The 16,963-nt window shown below is 43.9% G+C and carries 13 protein-coding genes; 10 read left to right on the top strand and 3 right to left on the bottom strand.

Translation table 11 applies throughout. The features are described from left to right. Positions 1-62: 62 nt before the first annotated feature. The gene (locus LT679_RS15435; protein WP_232178508.1) at positions 63-3,224 is read left to right on the top strand and encodes an efflux RND transporter permease subunit; all 3,162 of its coding nucleotides are present in this window, start codon (positions 63-65) and stop codon (positions 3,222-3,224) included. 19 nt (positions 3,225-3,243) lie between these two features. Next, positions 3,244-4,686: a TolC family protein gene (locus LT679_RS15430; RefSeq protein ID WP_232178507.1), complete on the top strand. Its 1,443-nt coding sequence runs from the start codon at positions 3,244-3,246 to the stop codon at positions 4,684-4,686. 63 nt (positions 4,687-4,749) lie between these two features. On the opposite strand, the gene LT679_RS15425 is transcribed toward LT679_RS15430, so the two are convergent. The 3 genes from LT679_RS15425 to LT679_RS15415 are packed head-to-tail and all read right to left on the bottom strand — an operon-like array spanning position 4,750 to position 6,664. Beyond that, positions 4,750-5,208: a GNAT family N-acetyltransferase gene (locus tag LT679_RS15425; RefSeq protein WP_232178506.1), complete on the bottom strand. Its 459-nt coding sequence runs from the start codon at positions 5,206-5,208 to the stop codon at positions 4,750-4,752. 2 nt (positions 5,209-5,210) lie between these two features. Continuing rightward, complete coding sequence (locus LT679_RS15420) at positions 5,211-6,161, bottom strand: EamA family transporter (RefSeq protein ID WP_232178505.1); 951 nt, start codon at positions 6,159-6,161, stop codon at positions 5,211-5,213. 26 nt (positions 6,162-6,187) lie between these two features. Next, positions 6,188-6,664: an Lrp/AsnC family transcriptional regulator gene (locus LT679_RS15415; RefSeq protein ID WP_232178504.1), complete on the bottom strand. Its 477-nt coding sequence runs from the start codon at positions 6,662-6,664 to the stop codon at positions 6,188-6,190. Positions 6,665-6,822: 158 nt separating this feature from the next. Here LT679_RS15415 and LT679_RS15410 point away from each other — a divergent pair, with 158 nt between their 5' ends. The 8 genes from LT679_RS15410 (at position 6,823) to LT679_RS15375 (ending at position 16,962) form a co-directional block, all read left to right on the top strand. Next, positions 6,823-8,379 (top strand): CotH kinase family protein, encoded by a 1,557-nt coding sequence (locus LT679_RS15410; protein ID WP_232178503.1) that lies wholly within the window; start codon positions 6,823-6,825, stop codon positions 8,377-8,379. A 134-nt stretch (positions 8,380-8,513) separates the two neighbouring features. Beyond that, on the top strand, positions 8,514-8,753 hold the full coding sequence (locus LT679_RS15405; protein ID WP_232178502.1) for a hypothetical protein: 240 nt from the start codon (positions 8,514-8,516) through the stop codon (positions 8,751-8,753). A 42-nt stretch (positions 8,754-8,795) separates the two neighbouring features. Next, the gene (locus LT679_RS15400; protein WP_232178501.1) at positions 8,796-9,887 is read left to right on the top strand and encodes an AI-2E family transporter; all 1,092 of its coding nucleotides are present in this window, start codon (positions 8,796-8,798) and stop codon (positions 9,885-9,887) included. A 73-nt stretch (positions 9,888-9,960) separates the two neighbouring features. Next, a complete protein-coding gene (locus tag LT679_RS15395) occupies positions 9,961-10,140 on the top strand; it encodes a hypothetical protein (RefSeq protein WP_232178500.1) in 180 nt (59 codons plus the stop codon). A 132-nt stretch (positions 10,141-10,272) separates the two neighbouring features. Continuing rightward, positions 10,273-10,848, top strand: a complete 576-nt coding sequence (locus LT679_RS15390; protein WP_232178499.1) for a sigma-70 family RNA polymerase sigma factor — start codon at positions 10,273-10,275, stop codon at positions 10,846-10,848. A 66-nt stretch (positions 10,849-10,914) separates the two neighbouring features. Continuing rightward, positions 10,915-12,411 carry a calcineurin-like phosphoesterase C-terminal domain-containing protein gene (locus tag LT679_RS15385; protein ID WP_232178498.1) on the top strand — a complete coding sequence of 499 codons (1,497 nt, stop codon included), beginning with the start codon at positions 10,915-10,917 and terminating at the stop codon, positions 12,409-12,411. A 154-nt stretch (positions 12,412-12,565) separates the two neighbouring features. Further along, a complete protein-coding gene (locus LT679_RS15380; protein WP_232178497.1) occupies positions 12,566-13,534 on the top strand; it encodes a FecR family protein in 969 nt (322 codons plus the stop codon). 95 nt (positions 13,535-13,629) lie between these two features. Next, positions 13,630-16,962, top strand: coding sequence for a SusC/RagA family TonB-linked outer membrane protein (locus LT679_RS15375; protein ID WP_232178496.1), 3,333 nt, complete (start codon positions 13,630-13,632; stop codon positions 16,960-16,962). Position 16,963: the final 1 nt, after the last annotated feature.

Raw genomic sequence — 16,963 nt, 5'->3', positions numbered from 1 at the left:
TAGGCGATCCTTGTATAAAAGGTTGCGCCTGAGTTTATCATGTACTTTTTTCTGAAACTGATATGTTTGAAACCTTTATAAAGCGGCCTGTGCTGTCGCTTGTTATATCCCTCATTATTACTTTGCTGGGTGTGCTGGCCCTGGTTACGCTGCCGGTTACCCAGTTCCCGGATATTGTGCCACCCTCAGTAACCGTCACCGCTAATTATACTGGTGCGAATGCCGAGGTGTGCGCCAAAGCCGTTGCCACGCCGCTTGAACGGGCCATTAACGGCGTACCGGGCATGACGTACATGTCCAGCGTTTGCAGTAACGATGGTTTGACCGTTATCCAGATATATTTTAACGTGGGCATTGACCCTGACCAAGCCGCGGTGAACGTGCAAAACCGTGTATCAACCATTATAGATGAGTTGCCCGAAGAGGTAATCAAAGCTGGTGTCACCACCGAAAAAGAGGTGAACAGTATGCTTATGTACCTTAACATTATGAGCGACGACAAAAATATGGATGAAAAATTCATCTATAACTTTACCGACATTAACGTATTACAGGAGCTCAAACGTATTGATGGTGTTGGCCGTGCCGAGATTATGGGTGCTAAGGAATACTCCATGCGTGTATGGTTGAAGCCCGATAAAATGATGGCGTATAAAGTATCAACGGATGAGGTGATCGACGCTATCCGCGCACAAAATGTTGAGGCCGCGCCGGGTAAAACCGGGCAAAGCTCTGATAAATCGCCGCAAATGCTGCAATACGTATTGCGGTATCCGGGTAAATTTTTTGATCCTAAGCAATACGAAAACATTGTGATTCGTGCTGATGAAGGCGGGGCCGTGCTGATGCTGAAAGAGGTTGCGGATGTAGAGTTTGGTTCACTTACCTACAGCATGGTATCCAATACCGATGCCCGCCCTTCGGCTTCGATCATGATCAAACAAAGGCCGGGCTCGAACGCCCGGGATGTGATCAACAACATCAAAACCCGTATGGCGGAGTTAAAGGAAACATCCTTTCCAACGGGCATGAAGTATAATGTAAACTATGATGTATCCCGCTTTTTGGATGCATCGATACATGAGGTATTACGCACGTTGGTTGAGGCCTTCCTGCTGGTATTCATCGTGGTATATATCTTTTTGCAGGATTTCCGGTCGACATTGATACCTGCGTTGGCCGTGCCGGTTGCCTTGATAGGCTCGCTATTTTTTATGCAGATGCTGGGTTTCTCCATAAACCTGCTCACATTATTCGCGTTGGTATTGGCCATAGGTATTGTGGTGGATAACGCCATTGTAGTGGTCGAAGCCGTCCACGTAAAAATGACCGAAGAACATTTAAGCCCGATGGATGCCACTGTTAGCGCTATGCGAGAGATCAGCGGGGCTATTGTCGCGATAACTCTTGTAATGTCGGCGGTATTTGTACCGGTGGCCTTTATGTCGGGGCCGGTAGGGGTGTTTTACCGCCAGTTCTCGTTAACACTGGCTATTTCGATCGTGATTTCGGGCGTTAACGCGCTAACGCTTACACCGGCGCTTTGCGCATTGATGCTAAAGCATAATCACGCTCCGCAGAAAAAGAGCTTCATTCAAAAATTCTTCGCCGGGTTTAATAAACGGTATGATGGCTTGCAAAACCGGTATGCCGGGTGGATGAACTATCTTTCGCCTCGTAAAGGCCTAACACTTATTATCCTGGTTGGCTTCTTTATCCTTACCTGGGGCACTAACGCCTTATTGCCGACCGGATTTATTCCGACAGAGGATCAGGGGATGCTATATGTAAACGTAACTACCCCTGCGGGCGCAACGGTTGAACGTACCGAGCAGGTATTGAAACAGGTTGAAGCGCAAACCAAAAACATAAAATCCATCGAGTCGGTATCGACCCTTGCGGGCTACAGCTTGGTGAACGAAATAGCGGGCGCATCCTACGGTATGGCCATGATCAGCCTAAAACCCTGGGATGAACGGGAGGAGTCACTAACGGATGTGATCAAGCTATTGGAGGAGAAGACCCGAAATATCAGCGATGCTTCTATCCAATTTTTCCCACCGCCAACGGTGCCTGGCTTTGGTAATGCCAGCGGTTTCGAGATACGGATGCTTGACCGCAGCGGTCGAGGAGATCTGCAAAACGCGGCTGCCGTTACTCAAAAATTTGTAAAGGCGCTGAACGATGCGCCGGAGATCATGGGCTCGTTCACCAGTTTCGACCCTAACTTTCCGCAATACATGATCACGGTCGATCAGCAAACGGCGGCTAAGAAAGGCATTACGATAGATAAAGCTATGTCGACGCTGCAAACCCTAATGGGTAGCTACTACGCTTCTAACTTTATCCGTTTTGGGCAAATGTACAAGGTGATGGTACAGGCTTCGCCCGAGTATCGCTCCAAGCCCGAAGATGTACTTAACCTGCAGGTAAAAAATAATAAAGGCGAGATGGTGCCGTTTGCCACTTTCATCAAAATGGAAAAGGTATTCGGGCCAGAGCAGTTAACGCGCTATAACATGTACACCTCGGCCATGATAACCGGTGATGCTGCGCCGGGTTACAGTAGCGGCGATGCGTTGAAAGCCATCCAACGGGTAGCAGACGAAAACCTGCCAAAAGGATTTGAGTTTGAATGGTCGGGCATGACGCGTGAGCAGGTGCTCTCTGGCGATCAGGCGATATACATTTTCGCTATCTGCTTGGTGTTTGTATACCTGCTACTTGCCGCGCAGTATGAAAGCTTTTTGCTTCCGCTGCCGGTTATCCTTTCGCTGCCTACGGGTATTTTTGGTGCATTTTTCTTCCTGAAAATATGCGGATTAGAGAATAACATCTATGCACAGGTAGCCTTAGTTATGCTTATCGGTTTGTTAGGCAAAAACGCTATCCTGATAGTAGAGTTTGCTATCCAGCGCCAAAAAGAAGGTTTAACCGTAGTACAAGCCGCTATTGAAGGTGCTGTATCAAGGCTGCGCCCCATCCTGATGACGTCACTGGCATTTATAGCCGGTTTGATACCGTTGTGTATTGCCAGCGGGGCAGGAGCCATGGGTAACCGTTCCATCGGCACGGCATCAGCAGGGGGTATGTTGTTAGGTACCATATTCGGTTTGGTACTTATACCTGGCCTGTACGTAATATTTGCCTCAATGGCTAATCGCGGCAGCAAAAAGAACGACAAAGTTGTGCATGTAGAAGTGCTCGATCCAGTAAATAATTAATCATACAGATAAAATCAAAATGCTTAAAAAAGCAAATAAATATATAATACCGATGGTTTTTGCGGCGGCGTGCTTTGCCGGGTGTAAAAACTATAAGGCCACAACGGCTGAGGCCAATATAAAGTTGCCTGATACTTTCACGGGCAATACTGATACAGCAAGCATCGCCCGCTTGCCCGTAAAGCAGTTTTTTACCGATCAAAATCTGATCAACCTGATCGACTCTGCATTGGGCGCAAACCCTGATATTTTGACGGCCTTGCAACGAGTAGAAGTAGCCAAAGCCAACGTGCGTTTTAATGCCGCGAGGTTATTACCGCAGATAAGCGCTACGGCAAATGCCGGCGTTGAAAAATATGGCGATTATACGCAAAATGGCGTTGGTAATTACGATACCAACTTTTCGCCCAATATAGATGGTAAGCGCCGTATACCTGACCCGGTGCCTAATTATTTCTTGGGCTTTCAAAGCTCATGGGAGATTGACCTGTGGGGTAAGTTAAGCAGCCAGAAAAAAGCGGCTTACGCACGTTTTCTGGCCAGCCAGAGTGGCTTTAGATTGGTGATCACATCGTTAACGGCGCAAATAGCGCAGTCATATTATCAGCTTTTAGCGCTTGATACCGAGCTGAAGATCATCAAAAAGAACATCGGCTTACAGGAAAAGGCTTTAGAGATTATTAAAATACAAAAGCTGGGTGGCCGTGCTACCGAATTGGCCGTGCAGCAGTTTCAGGCGCAGTTGCTGCGTACCAAAAGTTTGGAGTACAGCACCCGCCAGCAGATCAAAGAGACGGAGAATCAGCTTAATTTTTTAACCGGCAATTTTGATAAGCCGATCAATCGTGATACGTCTATCAATTCAGCCACCTTACCGGGCGTGTTATCTGCGGGCGTACCAAGCCAGTTGTTATTGAACCGTCCGGATGTGCAGGCTGCGGAACTGGAACTCGCCGCGATGAATGCCGATATAAAAACCGCGCGACGAAGCTTTTTGCCATCATTAACGCTTACGCCTTATGTGGGTTACAATGCGTTCAAATCATCGCTGCTTTTTGATCCGGGAAGTTTGACCTGGGGCGTATTAGGTGGACTTACAGCGCCGATATTTAACCGCAAGGCGTTAAAAGCAGATCTGCAACGCACTATTGCCGAAAGCAAGGTGGCTGTTTATAATTATCAGAAAACCATATTAGCCGGTTTTCAGGAAGTAAGCAATGGTTTAAACGGCATTGAGAATTATAACAAGTTTTACCAGCTAAAGCAGGAAGAGTTGAAATCGCTGAATAACGCGCTTTCGGTTGCTAATGACCTGTACCTGGTTGGCCGTGCCAATTACCTTGAAATTATCACCGCCCAGCAAAGCGTGTTAGAAGCGGAGTTAGATTTGGCCAATACCAAACGTAACATATTTTTAAGCGCGGTGAATTTATACCAGGCGGTAGGAGGTGGCTGGCGCTAATTAAGAATTTTTTTCTGTGTGTTTTTAGATGAATGGTGCCGCTGAAAAGCGGCATTTGTTGTTTTAAAGAGACTTTCTGAGGATAATGGTTTCGTTAATTACACTATGTTTTTCAAATCCAAGTTCCTCCACAAGGCTTATGGCTGCGCTGTTGTCAATTGTGGTTACACCCAATAAATGTTTTACTTGTAGATTGTCTTTTGCATAGCACTCAACCAATCGAAAAGCCTCGGCCATGTAACCTTTACGTTGATGTATAGCCGATAAGGAACCGCCAATTTGTATTTCGCTTTTCTGCTGGTCAAAGTGGTGCAATGCACAGTCGCCTATAAAATTCTCGCTATTATCTATCAACCTTATGGTCCAAATGATATGGCAGGCTGATATAATTCTCTGGGTAAATGCTAACGGTGTTTCGTTACCCGTAATGGCGTCGTTATGCAGGTACAGGTTGTAAAAAGCCTCCTTTTCGCCAACCGTAAGTGGTTGTAATAATAAGCGCTCTGATTGAAGTGTCGTCATAATTATTCGCTTGCTACTTCAACTGCTTGTTTGGCTTTGCGATACTTAGCCAGGTTAATGAGCAGCACACTACCTAATATAATAACCAGTCCGCCAATTTGTAAAGCGGTTATGTGTTCATGCGCAAATAAAATGCCCAGCAAAACTGCTATAACCGGGTTAACGTAAGCATAAGTGCTCACCTGCGTAGCCGGGCGAACTTTTAACAGCCACACGTAAGCACTAAACGCCACTATAGAACCGAATATTACCAGATAAGTTACTGCCCACCATGAGGTAGCAGGTATAGCGCTCCATTGCAATCCGTCAAGTTCGCCATGCGCAATACTGCAAGGGATAAAAGCGATGCCTGCCGCCAGCATTTGCCAGGTGGTATTTACGGTTGTAGATGTACCGGAAGCTTTATACTTTGAGTATAATGAACCCGCCGCCCATATAACCGAGCCGAATACTGCAATTGCCATATAAGGTAATTTTGATGGTCCGCTTGAATGCATCGCCACATTTAATTGTTCCGCAAACAGCATAACAACTCCGCCAAAACCGATAAGTAAACCAAGAACAGTTGATGGGTTTTTCAGGTTCTCCTGCCAGTTAGCTTTATCAATTAGAACAAACCATATAGGCGCCGCCGATACCAATATGGCCGATACCGCGCTCGGTACTTCAAGTTCGCTTACTATTAATGCACCCGTACCGCCAAAGAGCAGGAGCAGGCCGCTTATCATGGCGTGTTTATTTTCCCTGAAATTCCAAACCCTTTCACCGGTTGCCATACACCAGATCAGCATAATTGTACCGGCTAATAAAAACCGGGCTGCACCTAAAAAAAAGGGCTGCATGCCTTGCAAAGCCATCTGAATAAAAAAGTATGTTGAGCCCCAAACAACATATACCAATGAGAAGGCAATAATTACCATCAGGGTTGAGGCTTGTTTTTGTGAGGTTGGCATGAGTGAGTTTTGTTTATGTTGGCAAATTAAGCTTCAGGTATAACCAGCCGCTGTTGTTCTTTCACCGTTTCGAGCACTATGGTTGTGCGGGTACTTATTATAGTGGGTATTTTGCTCAGATAGTTGCGCATAATATTGACAAGCGATGCCGAATCATACGTACGTACCTTAACCAGGTAACAGTCATCGCCTGCTACGTGATGCACTTCCTGCACTTCGGGTATTGCTGCCAGGTGCTTGGTGGTTTCGATATTTCCGGGCCCTTCGTTCGCTTTAATAGCGATAAAAGCAAGCATATTCTGTTTTAAAGCCGCCGGATTAATAGCGGCGGTATACTGCATAATTACTTTTTTCTGTTCAAGCTTTTTTACCCGCTCCAGTACACCAGATGGTGCCATGCCTACTTCGCGGGCAATATCTGCGTTTGATATTCGCGCATTAACCTGCATCAAGCGTAAAATTTGCAGGTCAGTTTTATCAAGAATTAATTCGCTATCTAACATAATTCTCAAATTTATGTATCTATAAGAATAAAATTCAAATTAAATAAATAATAAATGAATTATGTTCTATTTTGATCGGATTTGCAAATGTAACTTTCTTGTTAATAAAGTGTATATTCGACCAACCAATTATATTTCTTAACAATTATTTAAACCTGATGATTAAAAGTTTTACGCTATGTTTATTAGTGGCTGTAACGGTGTGGAGTTGCAAAACTACTAAGGAAACTGAACCTACACCCGAACCTGTTCCAGAGAAAGCGGATACCGTTATGCTGACATCGGTAGTGATTGAGGCTAAAAACAACCCCGATCTGTTAACCGCAGATATTAAGGCTACAATTAAGAACGACGAGATAACGGCGCTTATTCCATCCATAAAGAACAGTAAAAAACTGATAGTAACCTTTACGACGAAAACCAGCGGAACCGTTGTAAAAGGTAACGATACGGTATTAGTAAGCGGCACCACCAAAACCGATTTTACCAAGCCGGTTACCTATGCGCTAACTACGCCTAAAGGCTTAACTCGTAATTATACTTTCAAGGTTAAAAATTTTACGGGTATCCCCATTTTTTATCTGACAACCAGTGCGCCGGTCGACTCAAAAGATGTGTATGTTAATGGTACGTTAGTTATAAATACCAATGGCGAATTTGAGCAGGAGAAACTAACCATCCCGTTACAGATAAAGGGTAGGGGTAATTCAACCTGGATGCATCCTAAAAAGCCCTATCGGTTAAAGTTTACGGATAAGGCCGCTGTGCTGGGTATTGGCGCTGCTAAAAACTGGGTGCTGCTGGCTAATTACTCCGACAAAACTTTAATGCGCACCAGTATAGCCTTCAGCCTGGGTAAAAAGCTGGGTGTTGGCTTTACGCCTGATAGCCGTTTTGTTGAGGTGGTTATGAATGGCGAATACATTGGCAGCTATTTGCTTACCGAACAGGTAGAAGTGCATGAAAACCGTGTAAATATTCCGGAATTAAAAAAAGGCGATGTGTCTGATGATAAGATCAGCGGTGGCTATTTATTGGAATGGGATCAGCGGCTTGACGAAACCTTTTGGTTCCGTACCGCGCATGATATACCTTTCACATTGAAATCACCATCTGATCTTCCGGACGCGCAGTTTAACTACATTAAAAACTATGTACAACAAACCGAGGACGCCATCTTTGCTGATAATTTTGCAGATGTTAATAATGGCTACGCAAAATATATTGACGTTAACTCGTTCATAAATTATTTCATCGTTCAGGAATTAATGAAAAACCAGGATGCGAGGGATTTTAGCAGTATATATTTTTATAAAGATAGAGGCGGTAAACTCACCCTTGGGCCATTATGGGATTTTGATTTAGCCTTGGGCAATGTTGATTACTCAGACGCACGATACCCAACCGGTTGGTGGGTAAAAGATGGCCCTTGGTTTTCACGTTTGTTTGAGGATGCTGAATTCCGCAAAAAAGTTAAAGAACGCTGGAACCAGGTTAATGGCAACGATATTAAAGCGATCTATGCTGATATAGCTGCCAACAGCAATTATATCAACCTATCGCAACAGCAAAATTTTAAACGCTGGCCGATTTTAAATGAATACGTTTGGCCGAACCCGGTAATATTAGGAACCTATAATAACGAGGTAAACCAAATTAAAACCTGGCTCGATAGCCGCGTAGCTTGGCTTGATAGCGAGATAAACAAATGGTAGGTGATTAGGAGATTGTCGGCGATCTGCAATAAATGTTATCAATACATTAATAATATTTACAATAATTTGTGAAAGTGTTAAAACAAAGTGGTACTTTTATGTGTTACTATCCTTACACACTAAATTTTTCTGCTATGAACACCGCATTATTGTCAACCCCTATCATGTTTGTAACAACTTATTGGGGATCGCCTGCATTTGTTAAGGTAACTCCAACCGGAGATATGTACGATCTGCAAATCAATGATCAGCATATGGCTTTATTGTCATACAATAACCGTGTGCTTACTGACGTTGAGGAGCGTTTAAGTGATTCAGAAATGCTTAAGGAGATATCGCGCCGCATACAGGAACGTGCAGCAACTGCAGCTTAGGCGGCTTAAACTTTATCACATCAACGTTGTTGTGGTTTAATCATGGCTAAACTTCAACGCAGTGTTCTTATACTATTTCTTCTTTTCTTGCTGATTAGTGGGCTTTACTTTGCTAAGGAGTTCTTAGTACCTATTACTATATCCGGCTTATTTGCAATGCTTTTTATAGGGTTTAGCAACTACCTGGAAAACAAAGGCATGTCACGCGGATTTTCAGCTTTTTTATCAGTGCTTACCCTGGTATTGTCGGTAAGTTTAATCTTGTATTTGCTATCCATTCAGTTGAGTGAGTTTTCTACCAACGTAGATACTATGAAGCAGCGCCTTGCCGAAATTTTGCTCAATATTAAACGTTGGGTGAACCAAACGGTTGGCCTGTCAATGAAACAGCAGGATGATATGCTTAAACAGCAAACAGAGTCTGGAGCGGCGGGTAACCCCGGTACTATGGCGGCGGCGGTTGCAAGCTCGTTAATGAGTGTTGCCGTTAATATAGTACTTGGCCTGGTTTACATGTTTCTGTTGCTTTACTATCGCAGCCACATTAAAAAATTCATCCTAAAAATAGTGCCTGATGAGCAACTGAAGCGTACCGACGAAGTTGTACATGAGTCGGCACGGGTAGCGCAAAAGTATTTGAGCGGCCTAAGCCTGATGATCGTGATGCTGTGGGTATTGTACGGAATAGGCTTCAGCATTGTAGGCGTTGAAAATGCCATTTTCTTTGCTGTACTGTGTGGAATACTTGAAATTGTACCTTTTGTTGGTAATGTAACAGGTACTACGCTCACCGTTTTAGCGGTAATTGTGCAGGGCGGTGATGGCGGCATGATTGCTGGTGTGTTGGGCACATACTTTATTATCCAGTTTACGCAAACATATATAATTGAGCCTTTGGTAGTAGGCGAGCAGGTGAGCGTTAACCCGCTGTTTACTATAATGGCCATTGTATTGGGCGAGCTGATTTGGGGCGTGCCCGGAATGATACTTGCCATCCCCGGCATAGGTATTGTTAAAATTATTTGCGATAACGTGCCCGAACTCAAACCTTACGGTTTCCTGATCGGATCGCAAAGCAAAAAATCAAACACGGGCATTATAGATAAGATCAAATCAATTTTTAAAAAGGATTAACGGTATAGTTATTGTTTGATAGGTTTAAATGCGCATTGCTTTGATGTGTAATTATTAACTTAATACCAACGTTATGAAAAAGGGACAGGATTTGAGGAATAGCGGAAACTTTCAGGGTAATTCAATTGCCGACAGGGCGTTTACTAATAGCCGGGAAGTTACAAAGTCAAAAGGAATATCCAACGGGGGTGCCCAGCGGGCCGACCAAACATCTAACCGGGACAACATCCGGAAACAGGAAAATAAAAAGTAACCTTAAATTAAACAGGCCTCGAGCCTGTTTTTTTATGGCGTAATGTAACAAACATACTGCTTCAGATTTAACACAAAATTAATAGCACTTCTATCGGCATCGCGGATTTAGCGGGTTAATTTTGCACCCGGCATGCAAACGGAAAGTGAAGTTAAAATAAATACCCTCCATAGCCTTGAAACTATTTTCAGGGAACACTACTCATCCCTTTTCAGATATGTACATACCATGGTTAAGGACGACGACGAAGCCAAGGATGTATTATCAGATATGTTTTTGAACCTCTGGACACAAAAGGATAATCTGCAGATTACTAATATTAAAGCTTATCTGTTCCGCGCTGCACGGAACGGCGCACTTAAGACCCTGACAGCAAAGCAAACCGACGAATTGACCGAGCAATGCTGGAATATAACAGAGCAGGCATTTAGTCCGTTTGAACGTTTAGTGGCTAAAGAATCTGTTCAGATAGTTGAGCGCTTGATCAATAAACTGCCTGCTATGCGTAAGGAAATTATCCAGTTACGGTTAACCGGATTGAAAAATCACGAGATAGCGAAAGTGCTTGATGTTACTGAAAAGAAAATAGAATACCACATGCGCGAGGCCATTGAACAATTGGGCTACTACATGCGTCACGAAAATTACGACCGCGCTACCATAGCCGGCGGCCTATTGTTGGTTAATATAATGTTAACATTTATTTAACGATTTTTTTCAGGGAAAACCGGTCGGCCTTCGCTCTTTGCTAAAAGATATCTTGTAAACAAACATATGTCGAACAGAAGAGATTTTATTAAAGGCCTGGGCATAACCGGTGCCATGCTGAGTATCCCGGCAGTTATCAATGCTGAACCAGCCGTTGCCACTTCGGAGAAAATTGACATTGCCAATATTACCCTAAAAGGCCGGGTATTGAGCAATGGGCAGGGGGTAGCAAACGTTGCCGTTACCGACGGCATTAACATAGTGCTAACAGACAAAGGCGGTAACTATCAATTATTAAGTAATAAAACCGCACAGTTCGTTTACATCAGCTTACCGGCTGGATACGCGTTTCCCCATGAAAAAAGCGTGGCCAAATTTTTTAAACAGATAGATAATAAGCAATCGGTTTTTAAAGCAGATTTTGATTTAACCCGCTTGGAGAAAGAAGATACCAATCACGCTTTTGTGGTGTGGGCCGATCCGCAGATTATCTCTAAAAAAGATGCCGCTATTATGCTCGAAACTTCAGCGCCCGATCTGCGTGATCTGGTGGCGTCATACCCGGCAGGTACACTAATGCACGGAATAGGTTGTGGCGATTTGGTTTGGGATCACTTTGAACTTTACGAGGACTATAAACAGGCCATCGGCATGTCGGGCATACCATTTTTTAACCTGATTGGCAATCACGACATGGACTTGGACGCCCGTACGGATGATTACTCGGCGCAAACCTTCAAAAAGAATTTCGGTCCGACATATTATTCCTTTAATCGCGGGCAGGTGCACTATGTAGTGTTGGACGATGTGTTCTTCATAGGTACGGCTAAACGCTACATTGGTTATATTACCGAAACACAGTTGCAGTGGCTGGAGCAGGATCTGTCACACGTAAAACCGGGTACAACTGTTGTAGTATCAGTACACATCCCGACCAATACCGGCGTTAAACGTCGTTTAAACAATAAGGAAGACGAGTTGGGCGGTGTTGTATCTAATCGTGAACAATTGTATAAAATACTGGCTCCGTACAAAGTGCACATCATGTCTGGCCATACCCACATGAACGAAAAGTGGGAAGACCGCAATATGATAGAGCACGTACACGGTACTGTTTGCGGTGCCTGGTGGACAGGGCCGATATGCAGCGATGGTGCACCATCCGGTTACGCGGTGTACGAAGTTAACGGCGGAGATATCAGCTGGTATTATAAGTCAACAGGTAAGCCTAAGGATTATCAGTTGAAGATTTACAAAAAAGGTTACCTGCAAACCGCACCTGATGAAGTGGTAGCCAACGTTTGGAACTGGGATAGCAAATGGACGGTGCAATGGTATGAGGATGGCGTGTTAAAGGGTAACATGGAGCAACGCATAGATTACGACCCATGGACTATTGAACTTTACAAAGGCGATCAGTTGCCAAAAAAACATAAATGGGTCGATCCAACGCTGACCGATCACTTGTTCTTTGCCAAACCATCTGCGGGAGCAAAAAAAATAACCGTTACGGCTACAGATCGTTTCGGGAAAAAATACAGCCAGGATTTGGATTTGGTATAGTTAAAGATTTTTCACTTGATGGAGGGCTGTTCCTGCTTGGCAGGGCAGCTTTTCTTGTTTTTACTGGCTTTGTTAACAATTACTTCATAAACGCTTAACCATTTCTTTCAGTGGAAAGCGGCTTTAGCTCCCTCTTACTTTTAAAACGATCGCAGTGAACTGGGAGATACTTATAAGATACCTGAACAAAGAAACCACCGAGGCTGAGAACGCCGACGTAAAGGCGTGGCTTGGAGAAAGGCCCGAAAATAAAACACTGCTCCAATATTTAGAAGAACGCAGCCATAGGGTGAATGAACCTGTTAAAGGAGATGTTATACACAACGAATGGGTAAAACTGCTTGACCGGATGTATGCCCACCCAAAGCCGGTAAAGCAAACTAAAATTAAGAAGTTGTACACCTGGGCTGGCGTGGCGGCTTCGTTAGTATTGGTTTGCTGCGTAACCTGGTATGCCGTACATCGTGAAAAAGATGTTTATGAAAATAGCTATACACTCATAAAAAAGTCTTCGTCGAGAAAGAAAGTGGCACTGCCTGATGGCTCGGTGGTATATCTGGCTCCCGACGCTTCATTGGCGGTAAGTAACGCTTACGGTCAGTCAAAACGTGAAGTACGCTTGCTGGGCGAGGCATTTTTTGATGTGAAACACGATTTGAAGAAATCATTCATAGTACGTACGGCTAATAATTTACAGGTAAACGTATTAGGTACATCCTTCAATGTTTATTCGGCAAAAGGGGTATCAGAGCAAATTAAGGTAGCAACCGGCCTGGTTGGTTTTGTTGAAGGCAAACAAACGCACTTTATAAAAGCAGGTGAGCAATTAGATTATAATATCGGTGCAAAAACGGCTCAAAAACTTCAGGTTAATATTGATGATGCCCAAAGCCTGCTAAACGGTACCCTTTACTTCAGCAATAGCAATGCATCGCAAATAGCTTTAAAACTGTCGCAATATTACCATATTAAGATAGAGGTTGAGCCATCAGCCAATAAAAAGTATAACCTGTTTAGCGGTGAGATGAAAGACAATGGTCTGGATAAACTGCTTGAAGGCCTCAATTACGCTACCGGATTACATTATAAATATAAAAATCAACAAACGATTATTTTTTACTAATCATCATCATGTATCGAAAATTTTTACAAAAAAAAGTTCGGAATTACTTATGTGCCATACTTTGTTGTATGCTGGCTTTGCCGCTGCATGCACAAATGCGGCAGCTTAAATTTAACAGTACACAAGTAACCATTGCCAGTATTATTGACAGGTTGCAATCAGTGTACAATTACAAGGTATCTTATGATGCAAATGTAAATGCGGCCGGAAAGATTAATCTCTCATCAACTAATCTTACACTTGGCCAGCTCATTACCGAGATAGAGCAGCAGGCGGGCATAGGCATCCGTAATATTGACGGCAACCTGGTGTTTAAGAAGGTTGATACGTTTATGTTAAGTGGTACGGTTACCTCTGCTGATGATGGTTTGCCTTTGGCAGGAGTTACTATTACTAACGTTGCCAAAAAATCGTTGGGCAGCACCAATGCCGACGGCCGCTTCAATATCAGGGTAACATCGGGCGCTCCTATAAGCTTTGGTATGGTAGGCTTTGATACGTTTACAACGCGCTTTCAATCGGCAAATAACAGTATTAAAATTAAGCTGGTAACCGCCAATACTTCACTTAACGAGGTGGTGGTAACAGCTTTAGGTATCAAACGTGAGGAAAAAGCGCTTGGCTATTCAGCAACAGTAATTAAAGGCGAAGATATCGCCAACGCCCCATCTAATAACTGGACCGATGCATTGTCGGGCAAAGTAGCGGGTTTAAACTTATTACGCTCAAACGGTGGCCCAACCGGTTCAAATAAAATTATATTGCGCGGCGAAAATAACCTGAATGGCGAAAACGAAGCGCTGATTGTTGTTGATGGTGTGGTAATTAACAACGGTAGCGGCCGCTCAACAGCTTACGGTGGCAGCTCGTACCTGGCTGATGAAACACCGGTTGACTTTGGTTCCGGCTTAAATGATATTAACCCGGCAGACATTGAGAACATCACGGTACTTAAAGGCTCAAATGCATCTGCACTTTACGGCCAGCGCGGCGCAAATGGTGCTATCATTATTACTACCAAATCAGGGTCGGCAAGGAGCAAAGGCATTAATGTTACTATCAATTCAAATACCGCCATTGAAAGCATTAACCGCTGGCCCGACCTGCAATATCAATACGGTCAAGGTGTTGACGGCGCATTATATTACTCTTACAATGCCTCAGAAGATGGAGCGAGCACCCGTAGCACCAGCTCAGCCTGGGGGCCTAAGTTTGATGGGCAGATGTTTTATCAGTATGATCCGGTAACACATACAAAAAGTACAACACGTACACCATGGGTGCCTTACGTTAATGATAGCCGTAACTTTTTTGAAACCGGCAGAACTTACACCAACTCTGTAACTATTGATGGCGGTACTGATAAAACCACCGCAAGGTTCTCTGCAACCAACGTAAAAAACTCGTGGATAATACCGAATACCGGTTATGACCGTAACACGGTGGCCTTGTCACTTAACCAAAAAGTAAGCGATAAGTTACAGTTATCTACCAAAATAAATTATACTAACAAAAAGAGCGATAACCTGCCATCAGTAGGGTATAATAACCAATCTATCATGTACTGGTATATATTCTGGCAACCAAATGCAGATATTAACTGGTTAAAAGATTACTGGCTGCCGGGCAGAGAAAATATTCAGCAAAGCTTTCCATTCAGTAGCTTTCCGGATAATCCGTACCTGATCACCCAGGAGATGCTCAATACCATGAACCGCCATGGGGTTACCGGTAACATTCAGGCTACTTATAACTTCACTAAGGAGTTGAGCCTGATGGTACGCACTTCAATGGATTTTGGTTATGATCAGCGTACGCAGCAACGTCCTTGGGATACCGAGAAATTCAGAAAAGGTATGTTCCGTACTCAAAACATTTACTCGCAGGAGATAACCGCCGACTTCTTATTAAGATACAACAAAAAAATAACCAAGGATTTTGAAATTACGGCGACCGGTGGTGGTAGTACGTTAAAAAACACATATAATCAGGATGCGCTAAGCGCCGATTCGCTTGCCTATCCGGGTGTGTACAGCCTGGCCAACAAAGCGGGTATATTAGTGGCTACACCTTATAAATCAAAATACGAAATAAACAGCTTTTACGGCTTGCTTACTTTAGCATTTAAGGATTATTTATACGCTGATATAACATTTCGTAACGACTGGAACAGCGTGTTGGCAAACGAAAAAGGAAACGATAATGTTTCATTCTCATACCCAAGTTACAACCTGAGCTTTATACCAACCGAGGCATTTAAAATGCCCGCGTTTATTGATTATTTAAAACTACGTGGGTCGATTTCTAATACAGGTAGTGGCTCTCAGGTTCCTTATCAAACCACAAACGGTTACGTTGTGACACCAACTTTTCCGGGCGGCCTCCAAAACGACACACGTTTCGCCAACTTAAACCTAAGGCCACTTACAACCATAGCGCATGAGGTAGGTGTTGAAGCCAAATTTTTTAAAAATCGGGTTGGGTTTGATTTGACGCTATATAGTTCAGATACAAAAGATCAGCACTTGTGGACAAGTCCAGATCCGGCTGTAGGTGGCACCGGAGCTCTTTTCAATGCAGGGCGCTTACGTAATAAAGGTATTGAGCTGGCAGTAAACGGTATGCCTTTAAAGTCAAAAAATGGCTTAAACTGGACCATCAACGGTACCTTTACGGCTAACCGCAACAAAATTCTTGAGCTAACGGATACCCAAACAGAGTTGGTTTTACAGAACGGACCGGGTAGCCGTGGTTTAATTTCTGCAAGGGTAGGTGGTAGCATGGGCGATTTCTATGGTCGTGGTTATGAGCGTTCTCCAGATGGGCAGATCATTTACGAGGGTGGTTACCCGGTGTTGAGCCCGGATATTAAATACATCGGCAACACCATGCCCAAATTCAGGGGAAGCTTACAAAATAACTTTCGTTATGGCTCTTTCGGCTTCAGTTTCTTGTTTGATGCACAAACAGGCGCCGTGGGTTATTCACTTACCAGCGCCGTACTTACCGAGCAAGGTAAAACAAATGCTACGCTGCCGGGCCGTTACAACGGCATAGTGGGCAACGGGGTTGTACGCAATGCTGATGGATCATTCAGTCCGAATACCGTTATCGCCGAAAACATAGCTACTTATTACAACGCGCACTACGGGCGCGATAACGTAGAAGGTACAACCTATTCAACAGACTATATCAAACTAAGAGAAGCACGTATAGACTATTCGTTACCGGCTCGTTTTGCGCAACGCATCGGCATGAAAAAAGCAACCGTAGGCATTTACGGCCGCGATTTGCTGATCATTAGCGACTGGCCGGCATTCGACCCTGAGTTCGGAACACTTAACGGTTCGGAGATTAACCGTGGCTTTGAACTTGGTCAGCTACCATCAACACGTACCCTGGGCTTAAACGTAACATTAGGATTTTAAT

Origin of the sequence: Mucilaginibacter roseus (assembly GCF_021215455.1) — a bacterium.
Taxonomy (GTDB): Bacteria; Bacteroidota; Bacteroidia; order Sphingobacteriales; family Sphingobacteriaceae; genus Mucilaginibacter; species Mucilaginibacter roseus.
This window is presented reverse-complemented; position numbering and strand designations above follow the sequence as displayed.

Bases quoted from the DNA above. Each gene is read 5' to 3' on its own strand.
- LT679_RS15375 (WP_232178496.1), top strand. From the start codon at position 13,630: ATGCGGCAGCTTAAATTTAACAGTACACAAGTAACCATTGCCAGTATT.
- LT679_RS15430 (WP_232178507.1), top strand. From the start codon at position 3,244: ATGCTTAAAAAAGCAAATAAATATATAATACCGATGGTTTTTGCGGCG.
- LT679_RS15410 (WP_232178503.1), top strand. From the start codon at position 6,823: ATGATTAAAAGTTTTACGCTATGTTTATTAGTGGCTGTAACGGTGTGG.
- LT679_RS15425 (WP_232178506.1), bottom strand. From the start codon at position 5,208: ATGACGACACTTCAATCAGAGCGCTTATTATTACAACCACTTACGGTT.
- LT679_RS15420 (WP_232178505.1), bottom strand. From the start codon at position 6,161: ATGCCAACCTCACAAAAACAAGCCTCAACCCTGATGGTAATTATTGCC.
- LT679_RS15400 (WP_232178501.1), top strand. From the start codon at position 8,796: ATGGCTAAACTTCAACGCAGTGTTCTTATACTATTTCTTCTTTTCTTG.
- LT679_RS15415 (WP_232178504.1), bottom strand. From the start codon at position 6,664: ATGTTAGATAGCGAATTAATTCTTGATAAAACTGACCTGCAAATTTTA.
- LT679_RS15405 (WP_232178502.1), top strand. From the start codon at position 8,514: ATGAACACCGCATTATTGTCAACCCCTATCATGTTTGTAACAACTTAT.
- LT679_RS15395 (WP_232178500.1), top strand. From the start codon at position 9,961: ATGAAAAAGGGACAGGATTTGAGGAATAGCGGAAACTTTCAGGGTAAT.
- LT679_RS15385 (WP_232178498.1), top strand. From the start codon at position 10,915: ATGTCGAACAGAAGAGATTTTATTAAAGGCCTGGGCATAACCGGTGCC.
- LT679_RS15435 (WP_232178508.1), top strand. From the start codon at position 63: ATGTTTGAAACCTTTATAAAGCGGCCTGTGCTGTCGCTTGTTATATCC.
- LT679_RS15390 (WP_232178499.1), top strand. From the start codon at position 10,273: ATGCAAACGGAAAGTGAAGTTAAAATAAATACCCTCCATAGCCTTGAA.